Here is a 16,191-nt window from a genome sequence, read left to right on the forward strand (position 1 = left end):
AATTATAATTTCGGGGGATGATTAGTATGGTAGAAAAGTATCAAGCTAAGCACAAGATTCGTTTCGTAACTGCATCAAGCTTATTTGATGGCCATGACGTGTCAATCAATATGATTAGAAGATTATTGCAAGAAAATGGTGTTGAAGTTGTTCACTTAGGCCATAACCGCTCTGTTGAAGAAATTATTAACGCAGCAATTCAAGAGGATGTACAAGGTATTTCAATTTCTTCCTACCAAGGTGGACATATGGAGTACTTTAAATATATGTACGATTTGCTTCAAGAAAGAGGCGCATCCCACATCAAGTTATTTGGTGGCGGTGGTGGCGTAATTTTGCCTAAAGAGCAAGAGGAGCTAGAAGGATACGGAATCACTAAAATCTATTCACCTGAAGATGGCCGTATAATGGGACTTCAAGGAATGATCAATCATATGTTACAAAGCACAGATTTTCTTCCGCCTTTGAAGGACTTAGAAAACGTTCAAAAACTATCTGCTACAAATCATAAAGAAATTGCTAGATTTATTACTCTAGCTGAAAATAAAGGTTCTCTAGATTCAAGCTTAGAGATGGCTGCAACATTAGAAAAATCAGAAACTAGTAAAAGTGTAGTAATTGGTATGACTGGTACTGGTGGAGCGGGTAAGAGTTCATTAACAGATGAGCTAGTGCGCCGTTTTATTCAAGAGTTTCCAGAAAAAACTATCGGTATTGTTTCAATTGATCCAACAAAACGTAAAACAGGTGGAGCATTATTAGGTGATCGTATTCGTATGAATTCAATTCACCATCCAAATGTATATATGAGAAGTTTAGCTACTCGAGATAGTCAATCTGAAATCTCAAATGCATTAGAGGATACTATTTCAATCTTAAAAACAGCTGATTTTGATGTTATTTTTGTTGAGACAAGTGGTATAGGTCAAGGTGATGCTGCAATTACACAGTACAGTGATATTCATCTGTATGTTATGACAAGTGAATTTGGAGCACCTTCTCAATTAGAAAAGATTGATATGATTGACTTTGCAGATTTGATTGCAATTAATAAATTTGAACGTCAAGGCTCAGAAGATGCATTACGTCTTGTTCAAAAACAATATCAACGTAGTCGCCATCTTTTCCATGATGATATAGCTACAATGCCTGTATACGGAACAATAGCTAGCCAGTTCAACGATGCAGGAACAAATAATTTATTTTTAGCTTTAACAAAATCAATTGAAAAACACACTGCTAATGAATGGAATACGACATATATTAAGCCGGGTAATGTTGAGAAACAACATGTCATTATTCCAAGTAATCGTCGTTTTTATTTAAGAGAAATTGCTGAAACTATAAGAAACTATCACGAAAACACTGAACTTGAGGCAGCAAAAGCTTCAAAGCTTTATCAAATTGAAGGAACACTGTCTGAAATAGAGTCACAAAATATTGAAGATGCAAAACCTACATTAGTAGATTTGAAAAATAAATTTGAAGAATCTCTTGCTCCATCTACAAAACAAGCTCTAAATCATTTTAAATTAATTAAAGAAGCATATTCACAAGATCAATTAATTCAAAAAATTAGAGATAAAGAAATTAAAGTTGAGTTAACAACTACAACTTTATCGGGCACAAAAATACCGAAAGTATCTGTACCTACTTATCGAGATTATGGAGATTTATTAAGATGGGTAGCGAAAGAAAACGTGCCAGGATATTTCCCATTTACAGCTGGAGTTTTCCCATTCAAGCGCCAAGATGAAGATCCGAAGAGACAATTTGCTGGTGAGGGACCTCCAAGCAGAACAAATAAACGATTCCACTATCTATGTGAGAATGACCCAGCTAAACGTTTAAGTACAGCATTTGATTCAGTAACTCTATACGGAGAAGACCCAGCAATTCGTCCTGATATTTTTGGGAAAATTGGTGAGAGTGGTGTAAATGTATGTACTTTAGATAATATGATTGAGCTTTATAATGGTTTTGATTTATGTAGTCCTTCAACATCTGTTTCTATGACAATTAATGGTCCAGCACCAATTATTTTAGCTATGTTCTTAAACACTGCTATCCATCAACAAGTTGAATTAAAAGAAAAAGAATTAGGCCGAATTTTAACAGTTGAAGAATTCACTGAAATCAAGAGAGTAACTTTACAAAAAGTTCGTGGTACTGTTCAAGCTGATATTTTAAAAGAGGATCAAGGGCAAAATACATGTATTTTCTCAACAGAATTCGCTTTAAAAATGATGGGCGATATTCAACAGTATTTCATTGATAATAGTGTTCGTAATTATTATTCAGTTTCTATTTCTGGATACCATATTGCTGAAGCTGGAGCAAATCCAATTTCACAACTTGCATTCACTTTATCAAATGGATTCACTTACGTTGAATATTATTTAAGTCGAGGCATGAAAATTGATGATTTTGCACATAATTTATCGTTCTTCTTTAGTAATGGACTTGATGCAGAGTACTCAGTAATAGGACGTGTAGCGAGAAGAATTTGGGCTGTTACGATGAAAGAAAAATATGGTGCATCTGAACGTAGCCAAAAACTTAAATACCATGTTCAAACATCAGGTCGCTCATTACATGCTCAAGAGATGGCATTTAATGATATACGTACAACGTTACAAGCATTACTGGCTTTATATGATAACTGTAACTCACTTCATACAAATGCATATGATGAGGCTGTTACAACTCCTACTGAGGAATCTGTACGTCGTGCAATGGCGATTCAGCTTATTATTCAAAAGGAAAATGGTCTATCGAAAAATGAAAATCCAATCCAAGGATCATTTGTCATTGAGCAGTTAACAGACTTAGTAGAAGAAGCAGTATTAAAAGAGTTTGAGAGAATCAGTGACCGTGGTGGCGTATTAGGTGCGATGGAGCTTCAATATCAACGCGGTAAAATTCAAGAAGAATCACTTTATTATGAAACACTTAAACATAATGGTGACCTTCCTATCATAGGGGTAAATTCTTACATCAATCCGAACGAACAAATGGAATCAATCAATACAATGGAAATCGCTAGATCAAGCTACGAAGAAAAACAATCGCAAATTGATCATGTAGAGCAATTCCAAGTGAAACATAAATCAGAAGCACAAGTCGCTCTAGAACAATTAAAACAAGTTGCTCGTCAAAATGGCAATCTATTCGAAGAGCTAATGAATACTGTTCGCGTTGCTAGTTTAGGGCAAATCACTCAAGCATTATATGAAGTAGGCGGACAATACCGTAGAAATATGTAAAAAAGAATTGCGAAAAGCCACTTGTCCGCTTTAAGACAGCAAAAGGGGCATGTGACTGGAGCTAGATAGAATGGGCGTCTTTTTAGACGCTCATTTTACTATTTTCGCGAAAAATTAATCTAATATTGAAAAATATAGACAAGGTGCTAGCATATTTAACTTAGTTTTGTTTATAATGAAAGATATGTATTTTATAACTAACTAGTAAAATTTATACATAATGTTATTGAATTATGGTGAAAATATTATTTTTAAAGGAGTGCTTACCTTGAGTTTAAAGCAATACTCGGAAGAGCAATTAAAAGAATTATCGCTTATTGAATTAGCATATGAACTTTTTTCAGAAACAAAGGAACCTATTTCTTTTTATGATTTAGTTGACCAAATGGCAACAGTTTTAGGTGTAACTAGAGAGGCACTATTAGAAAAACTTCCTCAATTTTATACAGAACTAAATATTGATGGACGTTTCGTATGTTTAGGTGAAAATCGTTGGGGATTACGCGCTTGGTATCCATATGATCAAGCTGAAGAAGAAGTATTACCTGTTGCAAAACCTAAGAAGAAACGTAAACAGGTTGAAGAAGATGAAGAGTTCGAAGATTATGACAATTCTGATGAAGATGAGTTTGAAGAGGAAGAACTTGAATTAGACGAGATAGATGAAGATCTAGTTGATGATGATGAAACTGATGAGTTTGATGACGAAGAAATCGATGAAGACGATGAAGACATTGAAATTGATGATGAAGATTTAGAACTAGAAGATGAAGACGATGAAGAATTAGATGAATTTGAAGAGGAAGAAGAACGATAAGTTCTTGACTTTTAAGTACTGAATGAGTAGAATTCTTATTGGGCTCTTTAAAAAGAACGAAATATATTTTGACGCTCCCTATTTTAAATAGGGGGCGTCTTTGTTTTTTTACAAATACTTAATGTAATAAAACAATAAATGAAATGTTTGATTTAGATTCAAATGTTAAAAATTTGCATGAAAAAACCCAATTTTGGATGACAATAAAGCATGCATACAAAATGTTATTAAATAATTTTTTATAAAGGTTTAGCTTTGTAATTTCTTGTAAGGAAAATAAAATACGAATGCTAAAAATGAAAGGGGCTCAATTATGACAAAGTATATTTTTGTAACAGGTGGCGTAGTTTCTTCTCTTGGTAAAGGGATTGTAGCAGCATCTTTAGGACGACTACTAAAAAACAGAGGATTAAATGTAACAATTCAAAAGTTCGATCCTTACATTAACTTAGACCCAGGAACAATGAGTCCTTATCAACATGGTGAAGTTTTCGTAACAGATGACGGTGCAGAAACAGACTTAGACTTAGGGCATTATGAAAGATTTGTTGATATTAATGTTACTAAATTCAACAATATAACTAGTGGTAAAGTTTATTCTACAGTTTTACAAAAAGAACGTCGTGGAGATTACTTAGGAGGAACTGTACAAGTTATCCCACATATTACAAATGAGATTAAAGATAAAGTTTTCCGTGCGGGTCGCGAAACGAACGCGGATGTTGTTATCACTGAAATCGGTGGAACTGTTGGTGATATCGAATCATTACCATTTATGGAAGCTATTCGTCAAATTAAAAGCGATGTAGGCCGCGACAACGTAATGTATGTTCACTGTACGCTTGTTCCTTATATTAAAGCAGCTGGTGAGTTAAAAACAAAACCAACTCAGCACAGTGTAAAAGAACTTCGTAGCATTGGTATTCAACCAAATGTGATCGTATTACGTTCAGAAACATCTGTACCTCAAGAAATGAAAGATAAAATTGCTCAATTCTGTGATGTGGATGCGAAAGATGTAATCGAATGTGTAGACGCAGATACTCTTTACGAAATCCCATTAGCTTTACAAGCTCAAGGATTAGATAGCATCGCATGTAATCATTTAAAACTTCAAACAAATGAAGCAGATATGACAGAGTGGATTTCTTTAGTAGATAAAGTTAAAAACCTAACTAAATCAACAAAAATCGCTCTAGTTGGTAAATATGTAGAATTACAAGATGCTTATATTTCAGTAGCAGAAGCATTAAAGCACGCAGGATTTGCTTTTGATAGTGAAATTGAAATCAAATGGATTAATGCAGAAGAAGTTACAACAGCTAATGTAAACGAACTTTTAAGTGACGTAGATGGAATTCTTGTACCAGGTGGATTCGGAGACCGTGGTATAGAAGGCAAAATCTTAACTGCACAATTTGCTCGTGAAAATAACGTACCATTCTTAGGAATTTGTCTAGGTATGCAAATTGCTTCAATTGAATTTGCTAGAAATGTTTTAGGATTGAAAGGTGCTCACTCGGCTGAAATCGATCCTACTACTAACTATCCAATTATCGATTTATTACCAGAACAAAAAGATGTAGAAGATTTAGGTGGTACATTACGTTTAGGTTTATATCCATGTAAATTAGTTGAAGGTTCAAAAGCACACGAAGCTTACGGAGAAGAAGTTGTTTACGAACGTCACCGTCATCGTTATGAGTTCAATAATGAATACCGTCAACAAATGGAACAAGAAGGATTTATCTTCTCAGGTACTAGCCCTGATGGTCGTTTAGTAGAAATTATTGAGTTGCCAAATCACCCTTGGTTTGTAGCTTCTCAATTCCACCCAGAGTTTATTTCTCGTCCAAATAGACCACAACCATTATTCAGAGATTTTGTAGGAGCATCACTACAAAATCGAGGTTAAGGCAATAAAAAACACCCAACAGATTTTATTATAATCATGTTGGGTGTTTTTGTTATTTTAGAATTATTTTTCAGTCAAAATCTAATAGGATTTCACTCATTGTAAGTAGTAGGCAATGATAAATGAATAATCCTGTGAGTAGGGTAGGTAAACAGATTCGATCTCCCTCATCAGTTGGAACAAGCTTTCTTGTTAATTCATAGTTAATAAATACATCAGCTAGTTCTGATAAATGGTCTTCTCCATTGATTATGGTAGAGACGATCACTAATCCAATATTTGATTCTGATAGTTTATTAGCAAGAAGAATAGCTTCTTGATCATCCGTCTGTCTTGTAAATAAAAGCACTCGATCTACTGGTGATAATGACTGGATTTCACCGTTAATCATTAAAGGTTTAATTGAGTCGTTTTGTTCTGCGCCATCAGTTATTTCTGAAACAATACCAGCAAATTCTTTTGTACCATGAACATAAACGCATCCTTCTCCAATAACTGCCTGTGCTAAGAAGCGTGAAGCATCTTCAAATACTTCCTCTTGCTTTACTATTTTTTGAAAAACGCCATTCAATTGTGTCGAAAAAATTTTTAACATTAAATGATACTCCCTCTTATAAAAGTATGTTCTAACCATTATACTGTAATTTAGATAGATACAAAAAAATTTTAAAAAAGTAGTTTTTTGTAAAATTTTCAAACTAATGCAGGAAAAAAGGTTTTTAAGTAGAATGTAAAAATTTAGGGGATTTTGTGTTTTTTTAAGAACGTTATCTGGTTAAGAAAGGTGGTACTATTTTTGGGAAGTAAATTACTTATAGTAGACGATCAGTACGGAATTCGTTTGCTTTTACACGAAATTTTCAAAAAAGAAGGCTATGAGGTATTTCAGGCAGCTAATGGTTTTCAAGCTATTGATATTGTAGTGAAGGATTGTCCCGACTTAGTTATTCTTGATATGAAAATACCAGGTATGGACGGAGTGGAGATTCTAAAACGAATCAAAGAAATTAATAAAGATATTAAAGTTATATTGATGACGGCTTATGGTGAACTCGATATTATTGAAGAAGCTAAAAAATTAGGCGCACTACAATATTTTCCAAAACCATTTGATATTGATGAAATTAAAAAGGTTGTTAGAGAGCATACTTCACAACCACAATCTCAGCAGTAAAGTAGCAGATGGGTAGCGGACCATCTGCTTTTATTTTTATCTTGAAATTGAAAGCGTTTTCGGAAATACCGAATAAATCCGGTTGAAATTGCGTTTAATTATCCAAAATGTTACGATAATACGAACATTTGATGATATTTGTTGTGTTTTCATTTCATTTTTTGTATTCTTATGTTGTGATATAAATACCTAATAATTTACATAATAAAGAACGATTTGTAGCATTCTATTCTTGTTAGTAAAATTATGGGTGCAGATTAATTTTCATAAAAGAGTATATAAGGAGGGCTTAAAATGCCTTTAGTATCTATGACTGAAATGCTTAATAAAGCAAAAGAAGGTAAATACGCTGTTGGTCAATACAATATTAATAACTTAGAGTGGACTTTTGCTATTCTTACTGCAGCTGAAAAAGAAAAATCACCTGTAATTCTTGGTGTTTCTGAAGGTGCAGCTAAATACATGGGTGGATTTAACACTGTTGTAAAAATGGTAGAAGGTTTATTAATTGATTTAAAAATTACTGTACCTGTAGCAATTCATCTTGACCACGGTTCAAGCTTTGAAGCATGTAAAGCTGCAATTGACGCTGGATTTACTTCAGTTATGATTGATGCTTCTCATGATCCATTTGAACAAAACGTTGAAACAACTAAAAAAGTAGTAGACTACGCTCATTCTCATGGTGTATCTGTTGAAGCTGAATTAGGAACTGTTGGTGGACAAGAAGATCACGTTGTTGGAGACATTATTTATGCTAACCCAGCAGAGTGTAAAGACCTAGTTGAGCGTACTGGCATTGATTGCTTAGCTCCAGCTTTAGGATCTGTTCATGGACCATACAAAGGTGAACCAAAATTAGGTTTCGACGAAATGGAACAAATCGGTAACGAAACTAATGTACCATTAGTTTTACACGGTGGAACTGGAATCCCAACTGAACAAATTCAAAAAGCAATCGCTCGTGGAACTGCAAAAATTAACGTAAACACTGAGAACCAAATTGCTTTCAATAAAGCTGTTCGTGAATTTGTTGCAAATGATGAAAAACAATATGACCCACGTAAAGTTCTTGGACCAGGTCGCGAAGCAATTATCGCAACAGTAGCTGGCAAAATCCGTGAGTTCGGTACTAGCAACAAAGCATAATATTTTAAGTTTTTTAGCTTGAAATATGATATATTATAATAAATTAAGCCGTCTAAATCATGTTTAGACGGTTTTCTTGTTTAACAAATCCATTTTTTAGCAATAAATTTATATGTTTTTTCATTTAGACTTGAAGATATAAGATAATAATGATTAGAATTAGTTTAGGTCTAGTTAAGAAATTACCAAATATCTAATTCTACTTAATTAACTAATCAAAATTTATTTAAAGGTTCTACTCAATCTCAATTTTTATTAAAATTCATGATATTGTAATTAACCAAACAAAAGCAAAAGTCTTTACATTAGACTGTAGCTCTCGTATAAACTAAGATTAGAGAAGTAGAATTTTGGAGAAAATAGGTAAAAACTATTCGACAGTTGAGAAGATTAAATACTTTACTTCTCTACTATTTTCTTCTGCTCATTTAGAAGGGAGTATGCTATGGAAAAGCTTGTATTAGAAGGCGGTATACCTTTAAAAGGGACAATTCGTGTTAGCGGTGCCAAAAATAGTGCAGTGGCTCTAATCCCAGCAACTATTTTAGCAAGCTCACCTGTAACACTTGAAGGAGTTCCTTCTATTTCAGATGTTCAAACACTTTGTGACCTTTTAGAGGAAATAGGTGGTCAAGTAGAAGTATCTGATGAAAAAATAATGATTGATCCAACAAATATGGTTGCAATGCCACTTCCAAGTGGGAAGGTAAAAAAATTGCGAGCGTCTTATTATTTAATGGGTGCAATGTTAGGTAGATTTAAGCAAGCGGTTATAGGCTTACCAGGGGGATGTTATCTTGGACCAAGACCTATTGATCAACATATAAAAGGTTTTGAAGCATTAGGTGCAAAAGTAACGAATGAGCAAGGTGCAATCTATTTAAGGGCAGAAGAACTAAAAGGTGCACGTATATACTTAGATGTAGTTAGTGTTGGTGCAACGATTAATATCATGTTAGCAGCGGTTTTAGCAAATGGTAGAACTGTTATTGAAAACGCTGCAAAAGAGCCTGAGATTGTAGATGTAGCTACCTTATTAACTAGTATGGGTGCTAAAATTAAAGGTGCAGGTACTGATGTAATTCGAATTGATGGAGTAGAATCTCTATCTGGCTGCACACATACAATTATCCCTGATCGCATTGAAGCAGGAACATATACAATATTAGCTGCTGCAACTGTGCAAGATGGGGACAAGGTTATTGTTGATAATGTTATTCCTCACCATTTGGAATCACTTATAGCGAAAATGAGAGAAATGAATATAGATATTGATACGAATGACGATCAAATTATCGTTTCTGGATCAAATAAAGAACTAAGATCAGTAGATATTAAAACTTTAGTTTATCCAGGTTTCCCGACTGACTTACAACAGCCGTTTTCTGTGCTGTTAACGAAGGCAAATGGGACAGCCGTTATAACTGATACAATTTATGGTGCAAGATTTAAGCATATTGATGAGCTTAGAAGAATGAGTGCAACCATTAAAGTCGAAGGTAGTACGGCTATTATTTCCGGTCCTTCGCAGTTACAAGGCGGTCGTGTAAAAGCAAGTGATTTACGTGCTGGCGCAGCGTTGGTTATAGCAGGCCTAATTGCGGAAGGTAAAACAGAACTAACAGGTTTAGAACATGTTGACAGAGGATATGAGGATTTAGTTGAAAAGCTTTTAGGATTAGGAGCAAATGTATGGCGTGTTCAACTAACCAAGCAAGAAGTTGAACAATTAAAAAATGCGTAAAATTGGGTGTCTATATACTCATTAACATATTAAAGATAGTTTTCATTTACATCAAAGGGGGAGTTTTGAATGGAAAGAAGTTTATCAATGGAGTTAGTTCGTGTTACTGAGGCAGCAGCACTAGCATCTGCAAAATGGATGGGTTTAGGTAAAAAGGATGAAGCAGATGATGCTGCTACAACAGCAATGCGTGATGTATTTGATACGATTCCTATGAAGGGAACAGTTGTAATTGGAGAAGGCGAAATGGACGAGGCTCCAATGCTATATATCGGTGAGAAACTTGGTAATGGATATGGTCCAAGAGTGGACGTAGCAGTTGATCCACTTGAAGGTACTAATATCGTTGCATCTGGTGGTTGGAATGCTTTAGCAGTTATTGCAATTGCTGACCATGGTAATTTATTACATGCTCCTGATATGTACATGGAGAAACTTGCAGTTGGACCTGAAGCGGTTGGTAAAGTTGATATCAATGCATCTGTTCTTGAAAACTTAACAGCTGTAGCAAAAGCAAAAGGAAAAAATATTAATGAAGTTGTTGCAACAGTATTAAATAGAGAACGTCATGCGAAGTTAATTGAAGAAATTCGCTCAGCAGGAGCTCGAATTAAACTAATCAACGATGGTGACGTAGCGGGAGCAATTAACACAGCTTTTGATCACACAGGTGTTGATATTTTATTTGGAAGCGGTGGAGCGCCAGAAGGAGTTATCGCTGCAGTTGCTTTAAAATGCTTAGGTGGAGAACTTCAAGGTAAGTTATTACCTCAAAATGAAGAAGAGATTGAACGTTGCAAACGCATGGGTATAGAAGATCCAAACCGTATTTTATATATGGATGATTTAGTTAAAGGTGACGACGCAATTTTTGCTGCTACTGGTGTAACTGATGGAGAATTGCTAAAAGGTGTACAATACAAAGGGAATGTAGGATCTACGCAATCGTTAGTTATGCGTGCTAAATCAGGAACTGTTCGTTTTGTAGATGGACGTCACAGCCTAAACAAAAAACCAAACCTAGTTATTAAATAATTTAATCATTTAATAACTTGTTTATGATGTTCGTTAATAATGAATCAAAATTCTTTGTTATCGAAATCGAAATCTAGATATTAATTTAGTAGAATAATGACTCTTTCCTTTATTTACCGAAGGGGAGAGTCATTAAATAGTTTAGTCGAAAAATAGTTGGCATAAAAAACTCTTTCGAATTATAATCTCAATAGATAGTAAACCTATTAATTCTAATTACTTAGAATATTTTTAGGGGAAAAGGTTACACTAAAGAGTAATACTTTATGTAAGTTTCCTTCAAAAAACCTTCTAAATAACCTTCCGAATTAAGAAAACCCAAATTTGAACGAATAAAAGTAAAGAGTGGTGTTATATGAGTTTAACAATCTCTGCATTAGAAAACATGAAATTAAAAGATTTGTATGAACACGCGAAGGTAATGAAAATTTCGTATTACAGCAAATTATCGAAAAAAGAACTTATTTTTGCAATCCTTAAAGCGCAAGCGGAAAAAGACGGATTAATGTTCATGGAAGGTGTACTAGAAATTATCCCTTCAGAAGGATATGGATTCTTACGTCCGATTAATTATTCACCTAGTTCAGAAGATATTTATATTTCTGCATCTCAAATTCGTCGTTTTGATATGCGAAATGGTGATAAGGTTTCTGGAAAGGTACGTCCACCGAAGGAAAATGAAAGATACTTTGGTCTACTTCAAGTAGAAGCAGTCAATGGAGATGATCCTGAGAATGCTAAAGAACGAGTTCACTTCCCGGGATTAACTGCTTTATATCCTAATAGACAAATGAAGCTTGAAACATCTCCTGCAAAGTTTTCAACAAGAATTATTGATATGATCGCCCCAGTAGGATTTGGTCAACGTGGTTTAATTGTTGCCCCTCCAAAAGCCGGTAAGACTGAGTTATTAAAAGAAATTGCAAATAGCATCACAACAAATCACCCAGAAGCTGAACTAATTGTATTGCTAATTGATGAGCGACCAGAAGAGGTAACGGACATTGAACGTTCTGTAAAAGGAGACGTTGTAAGTTCGACTTTCGATGAAACTCCTGATAGTCATATCAAGGTTGCCGAATTAGTATTAGAGCGCGCTATGAGACTAGTAGAGCACAAGAAAGATGTAATTATTTTAATGGATAGTATTACTAGGCTAGCTCGTGCGTATAATTTAGTTATTCCACCAAGTGGTCGTACGTTATCAGGTGGTATTGATCCTGCTGCATTCCATAGACCAAAACGATTCTTCGGTGCTGCACGTAATATCGAAGAAGGTGGAAGTTTAACGATTTTAGCAACAGCTCTAATCGACACTGGCTCACGTATGGACGATGTTATTTATGAAGAATTCAAAGGTACTGGTAATATGGAGCTTCACTTAGATCGTTCATTAGCTGAACGTCGTATCTTCCCAGCAATTGACATTCGTCGTTCTGGAACACGTAAAGAAGATTTATTAATACCAAAAGATCATCTGGACAAGCTATGGTTAATGAGAAAAACAATGTCAGATATTCCAGACTTTGTTGAACGTTATTTCAGAATGCTTCGTCAAACGAAAACAAATGAAGATTTCTTCAACACGATGACTGAAGAAAGTAGAAAAACGCCTGTCTCTAATAAATAGTTGGAAGATATAAGCAATCTGAAAGAGAAATAGTGGGTTGCATTCTCCCGGGTTAGTTGCTATAATTTCATTTGTATGTGAAATGTAAATTATGTGTTAAACACATAGTTTCTTATAACTCTGATTTCAAGGATTTCAGGGCGGAAGGAGATGAAAGACATGAAAGCGAATATTCATCCTAATTACAAGAAAGTAGTGTTTATGGATATTAACACTGGTTTCAAATTCTTAAGCGGATCAACAAAATATTCTAACGAAACAATCGAATGGGAAGATGGCGAAACTTACCCTCTAATCAAAGTTGAGGTTTCTTCTGATTCACACCCATTCTACACTGGACGTCAGAAATTTGCTAACGCTGCAGGACGTGTTGAACGTTTCAACAAAAAATACGGCCTTAAGTAATATTGATGAAAAGCAGGCGAGTTATTGCTACTTTGCCTGCTTTTTTTACGCATTTATAGTCAAATAACATATAAGTTAAATTCAATTTAGTGAATTTTTATATAAATAATCAAGATACTTACACGAATTATAAATACAGATGAATTAACCATCGTTAAAAATAAATAAAATAGTCTTTGTACTGATATAGAAAGGTGAGACACATAATGTTCTTTATGATGAAAAAAAATGGTTGGATTGAAATGATTTGCGGAAGTATGTTTTCTGGAAAATCAGAGGAACTGATTCGCCGTGTTCGTCGTACGCAGTTTGCTAAGCAAAGCTGTGTTACATTCAAGCCATCAATTGATAATCGATACAGTGAAGTAGAAGTGGTGTCTCACACAGGTATGAAAGTACCTGCTTATGCAGTAACACACTCATCACATATTCTTAAATATGTTACAGAAGAAGTTGAAGTAGTTGCAATTGACGAGATTCAATTCTTTGACGATGAAATAGTTATGGTAGTTCAAGAACTTGCGAACTCTGGAAAACGTGTGATTTGTGCAGGTTTAGACCAGGATTTTAGAGGATTACCATTTGGTAAAGTACCTGAGATATTATCAATTGCAGAACATGTAACGAAATTAAACGCAGTTTGTGCTTCATGCGGATCGCCTGCAAGTAGAACTCAAAGATTAATAAATGGTAAACCAGCTTTATTTGAAGACCCTATTATTTTAGTAGGTGCATCTGAATCGTATGAACCAAGATGTAGACACTGTCACGAAGTACCAACGAAAACAATTCAACCAGCACTACAAAGTCAGAACGATTAATTAGACAGTAGGTTGAAAATTAGCTATTAAGACCATATACTAAGAAATGTGGAGAAAGTTCGCCCAGCTTTGAATGGAATATTATCGAAGAGCTAGCTTTCGGAACTGGACAATAATAATTGTGGATAAAGTGTTTTAGGCGCTTTTACCTTAGAATTAAAGAAGCGATTTAGAATCGCTTTTTTTCGATATATATTTAGAAACTATTTAAGACGAAAATGTCGAGGTGAAAATTATGTTTGATCGATTACAAGCTGTAGAGGATCGCTATGATAGATTAAACGATTTACTTAGTGACCCTGAAATTATAAACGATTCAAAAAAGTTACGTGAATACTCAAAAGAACAATCAGACATACAAGAAACAGTTGATGTATACCGTCAATACAAATCAGCTAAAGAGCAAATTAAAGATGCAAAAGCTATGCTTGAAGAAAAGCTTGATGCTGATATGCGCGAAATGGTCAAAGAAGAATTAAATGATTTAGAAAACGAATCAAAGGATTTAGAAGAACGTCTAAAAATACTTTTAATTCCAAAAGATCCTAACGATGATAAAAACGTTATTGTTGAGATTCGTGGTGCTGCTGGAGGAGACGAGGCTGCATTATTTGCTGCTACGTTATACCGTATGTACAGCCGTTTTGCTGAGGTTAACGGATGGAAAACAGAAATCATTGAAGGTAACTATACAGAGCTAGGTGGCTTTAAAGAGGTTATCTTTATGATAAATGGTAAAGGTGCATACTCAAAACTAAAATTTGAAAATGGTGCACACCGTGTTCAACGTGTTCCTGAAACAGAATCAGGTGGACGAATTCATACTTCAACTGCAACTGTAGCAGTTTTACCAGAAGCTGAAGAAGTAGAAATTGAAATTCATGAAAAAGATATTCGTGTAGATACATTTGCTTCAAGTGGTCCTGGTGGTCAATCAGTAAATACAACGATGTCTGCGGTGCGTTTAACTCATATTCCAACAAATACAGTTGTATCATGTCAGGATGAAAAATCACAAATTAAGAATAAAGAAAAAGCGATGAAGGTTCTTCGCGCTAGGGTTTATGATAAATTCCAAAGAGAAGTACAAGCAGAATATGATCAAAACCGTAAGCAAGCTGTAGGTACAGGTGACCGTTCTGAACGTATCCGTACTTATAACTACCCACAAAACCGTGTAACTGACCACCGAATTGGATTAACAATTCAAAAGCTTGATCAAATCGTTGAAGGTAAAATCGACGAAATCATTAATGCTTTAATTATGGATGATCAAGCAAAACGAATGGAACAAAGTCAATAATGACTACAAAGATATATGAAGCCCTAAAATGGGCTTCTTCTTTTTTACAAGAACACGGTCGTGATGAAAATGTGGGTGAAATTGTATTAAAACATCTTTTGGACTACAATCGAACAGAGTTATTGCTGAATATGAGAGAAGACTTAAAAGAGAATGATTGGATGCAGTTTCAAGAATTGGTTCATAAGCACGTAAAGGGCCAACCAATCCAGTATTTAATAGGATATGAATACTTTTATGGCCGAAAGTTCTTTGTTAATGAAGAAGTACTAATTCCAAGACCAGAAACAGAGGAGTTAGTGGAAGGTGTTCTGCATCGTATTCAAAAGCATTGGAAGAATACAGAACAACTTGAACTAGTAGATGTAGGTACAGGTAGTGGGGCGATTGCAATCTCGCTTGCGCTTGAAAGTAATCAACTAACAGTTCATACAGTTGATATTGCAGCAGAATCTATTCAAGTTGCAAAACGAAATGCACAAGAGTTAAAGGCAAATGTCCACTTTATACACAATGATTTACTGAATTACTTTATTGAAGAAAACAAGAGAGTTGATATTGTAGTATCAAATCCGCCGTATATTCCGCATGAGGACTGGTTGGGGTTAGATGAAGTAGTTAAGGAACATGAACCATACCGTGCTTTAGTAGGTGGCGAAGATGGTCTAGATTTTTATCGTCGTTTTGCAAATGACCTACCTAAAGTATTAAAAGAAAAATCACTGGTTGCATTTGAAGTAGGAGTCAATCAAGGTGAACAGGTTGCAGACATTTTAAGGGAAGCTTACCCGAATTCGAAGGTTGAAGTTGTTCTCGATATTAATGGAAAAGACCGTATGGTTTATATGGTAAATGGCTAATTTAAATAATGAATCGTAATGATATTGACTAGAAAAAGTCTATGTATTACGATTCTTTTTTTTGTGTTAAAG

The 16,191-nt window shown here is 34.7% G+C and carries 13 protein-coding genes; 12 read left to right on the forward strand and 1 reads right to left on the reverse strand.

Going from position 1 to position 16,191, the window contains the following annotated elements; all coding sequences use genetic code 11:
- The first annotated feature begins 26 nt into the window (after positions 1-26).
- The 3 genes from icmF to ACFWM3_RS06575 all read left to right on the forward strand — a co-directional run bounded on the left by icmF (position 27) and on the right by ACFWM3_RS06575 (position 5,998).
- Positions 27-3,266 (forward strand): fused isobutyryl-CoA mutase/GTPase IcmF, encoded by a 3,240-nt coding sequence (gene icmF / locus ACFWM3_RS06565; protein ID WP_390310798.1) that lies wholly within the window; start codon positions 27-29, stop codon positions 3,264-3,266.
- 268 nt (positions 3,267-3,534) lie between these two features.
- Positions 3,535-4,083, forward strand: coding sequence for a DNA-directed RNA polymerase subunit delta (gene rpoE, locus ACFWM3_RS06570; RefSeq protein ID WP_056469225.1), 549 nt, complete (start codon positions 3,535-3,537; stop codon positions 4,081-4,083).
- Between the two features lie 313 nt (positions 4,084-4,396).
- Positions 4,397-5,998 (forward strand): CTP synthase, encoded by a 1,602-nt coding sequence (locus ACFWM3_RS06575; RefSeq protein ID WP_056469227.1) that lies wholly within the window; start codon positions 4,397-4,399, stop codon positions 5,996-5,998.
- A 70-nt stretch (positions 5,999-6,068) separates the two neighbouring features.
- Here the strand turns inward: ACFWM3_RS06575 and ACFWM3_RS06580 are convergent, their stop codons facing one another.
- The gene (locus ACFWM3_RS06580) at positions 6,069-6,593 is read right to left on the reverse strand and encodes a DUF2529 family protein (protein WP_390310799.1); all 525 of its coding nucleotides are present in this window, start codon (positions 6,591-6,593) and stop codon (positions 6,069-6,071) included.
- 201 nt (positions 6,594-6,794) lie between these two features.
- Here ACFWM3_RS06580 and ACFWM3_RS06585 point away from each other — a divergent pair, with 201 nt between their 5' ends.
- The 9 genes from ACFWM3_RS06585 (at position 6,795) to prmC (ending at position 16,119) form a co-directional block, all read left to right on the forward strand.
- The gene (locus ACFWM3_RS06585; protein WP_025671030.1) at positions 6,795-7,172 is read left to right on the forward strand and encodes a response regulator; all 378 of its coding nucleotides are present in this window, start codon (positions 6,795-6,797) and stop codon (positions 7,170-7,172) included.
- A 294-nt stretch (positions 7,173-7,466) separates the two neighbouring features.
- Complete coding sequence (locus ACFWM3_RS06590; protein WP_056469233.1) at positions 7,467-8,321, forward strand: class II fructose-bisphosphate aldolase; 855 nt, start codon at positions 7,467-7,469, stop codon at positions 8,319-8,321.
- Positions 8,322-8,766: 445 nt separating this feature from the next.
- A complete protein-coding gene (locus ACFWM3_RS06595) occupies positions 8,767-10,065 on the forward strand; it encodes a UDP-N-acetylglucosamine 1-carboxyvinyltransferase (RefSeq protein WP_056469236.1) in 1,299 nt (432 codons plus the stop codon).
- A gap of 69 nt (positions 10,066-10,134) precedes the next feature.
- Complete coding sequence (glpX, locus tag ACFWM3_RS06600; protein ID WP_056469239.1) at positions 10,135-11,100, forward strand: class II fructose-bisphosphatase; 966 nt, start codon at positions 10,135-10,137, stop codon at positions 11,098-11,100.
- Between the two features lie 355 nt (positions 11,101-11,455).
- Positions 11,456-12,730, forward strand: coding sequence for a transcription termination factor Rho (rho, locus tag ACFWM3_RS06605; protein WP_056469242.1), 1,275 nt, complete (start codon positions 11,456-11,458; stop codon positions 12,728-12,730).
- A 159-nt stretch (positions 12,731-12,889) separates the two neighbouring features.
- Entirely contained in the window at positions 12,890-13,135 is a 246-nt protein-coding gene (locus ACFWM3_RS06610) for a type B 50S ribosomal protein L31 (protein WP_025671035.1), read from the forward strand.
- Positions 13,136-13,341: 206 nt separating this feature from the next.
- Complete coding sequence (locus tag ACFWM3_RS06615) at positions 13,342-13,956, forward strand: thymidine kinase (protein WP_056469245.1); 615 nt, start codon at positions 13,342-13,344, stop codon at positions 13,954-13,956.
- A 235-nt stretch (positions 13,957-14,191) separates the two neighbouring features.
- Positions 14,192-15,259: a peptide chain release factor 1 gene (gene prfA / locus ACFWM3_RS06620; protein ID WP_056469249.1), complete on the forward strand. Its 1,068-nt coding sequence runs from the start codon at positions 14,192-14,194 to the stop codon at positions 15,257-15,259.
- Complete coding sequence (gene prmC / locus ACFWM3_RS06625) at positions 15,259-16,119, forward strand: peptide chain release factor N(5)-glutamine methyltransferase (protein WP_390310800.1); 861 nt, start codon at positions 15,259-15,261, stop codon at positions 16,117-16,119. The genes prfA and prmC overlap by 1 nt, the downstream gene beginning before the upstream one ends.
- Positions 16,120-16,191: the final 72 nt, after the last annotated feature.

The sequence above is a fragment of the Gottfriedia sp. NPDC058432 genome, from assembly GCF_042721555.1.
Taxonomy (GTDB): Bacteria; Bacillota; Bacilli; order Bacillales; family Bacillaceae_G; genus Gottfriedia.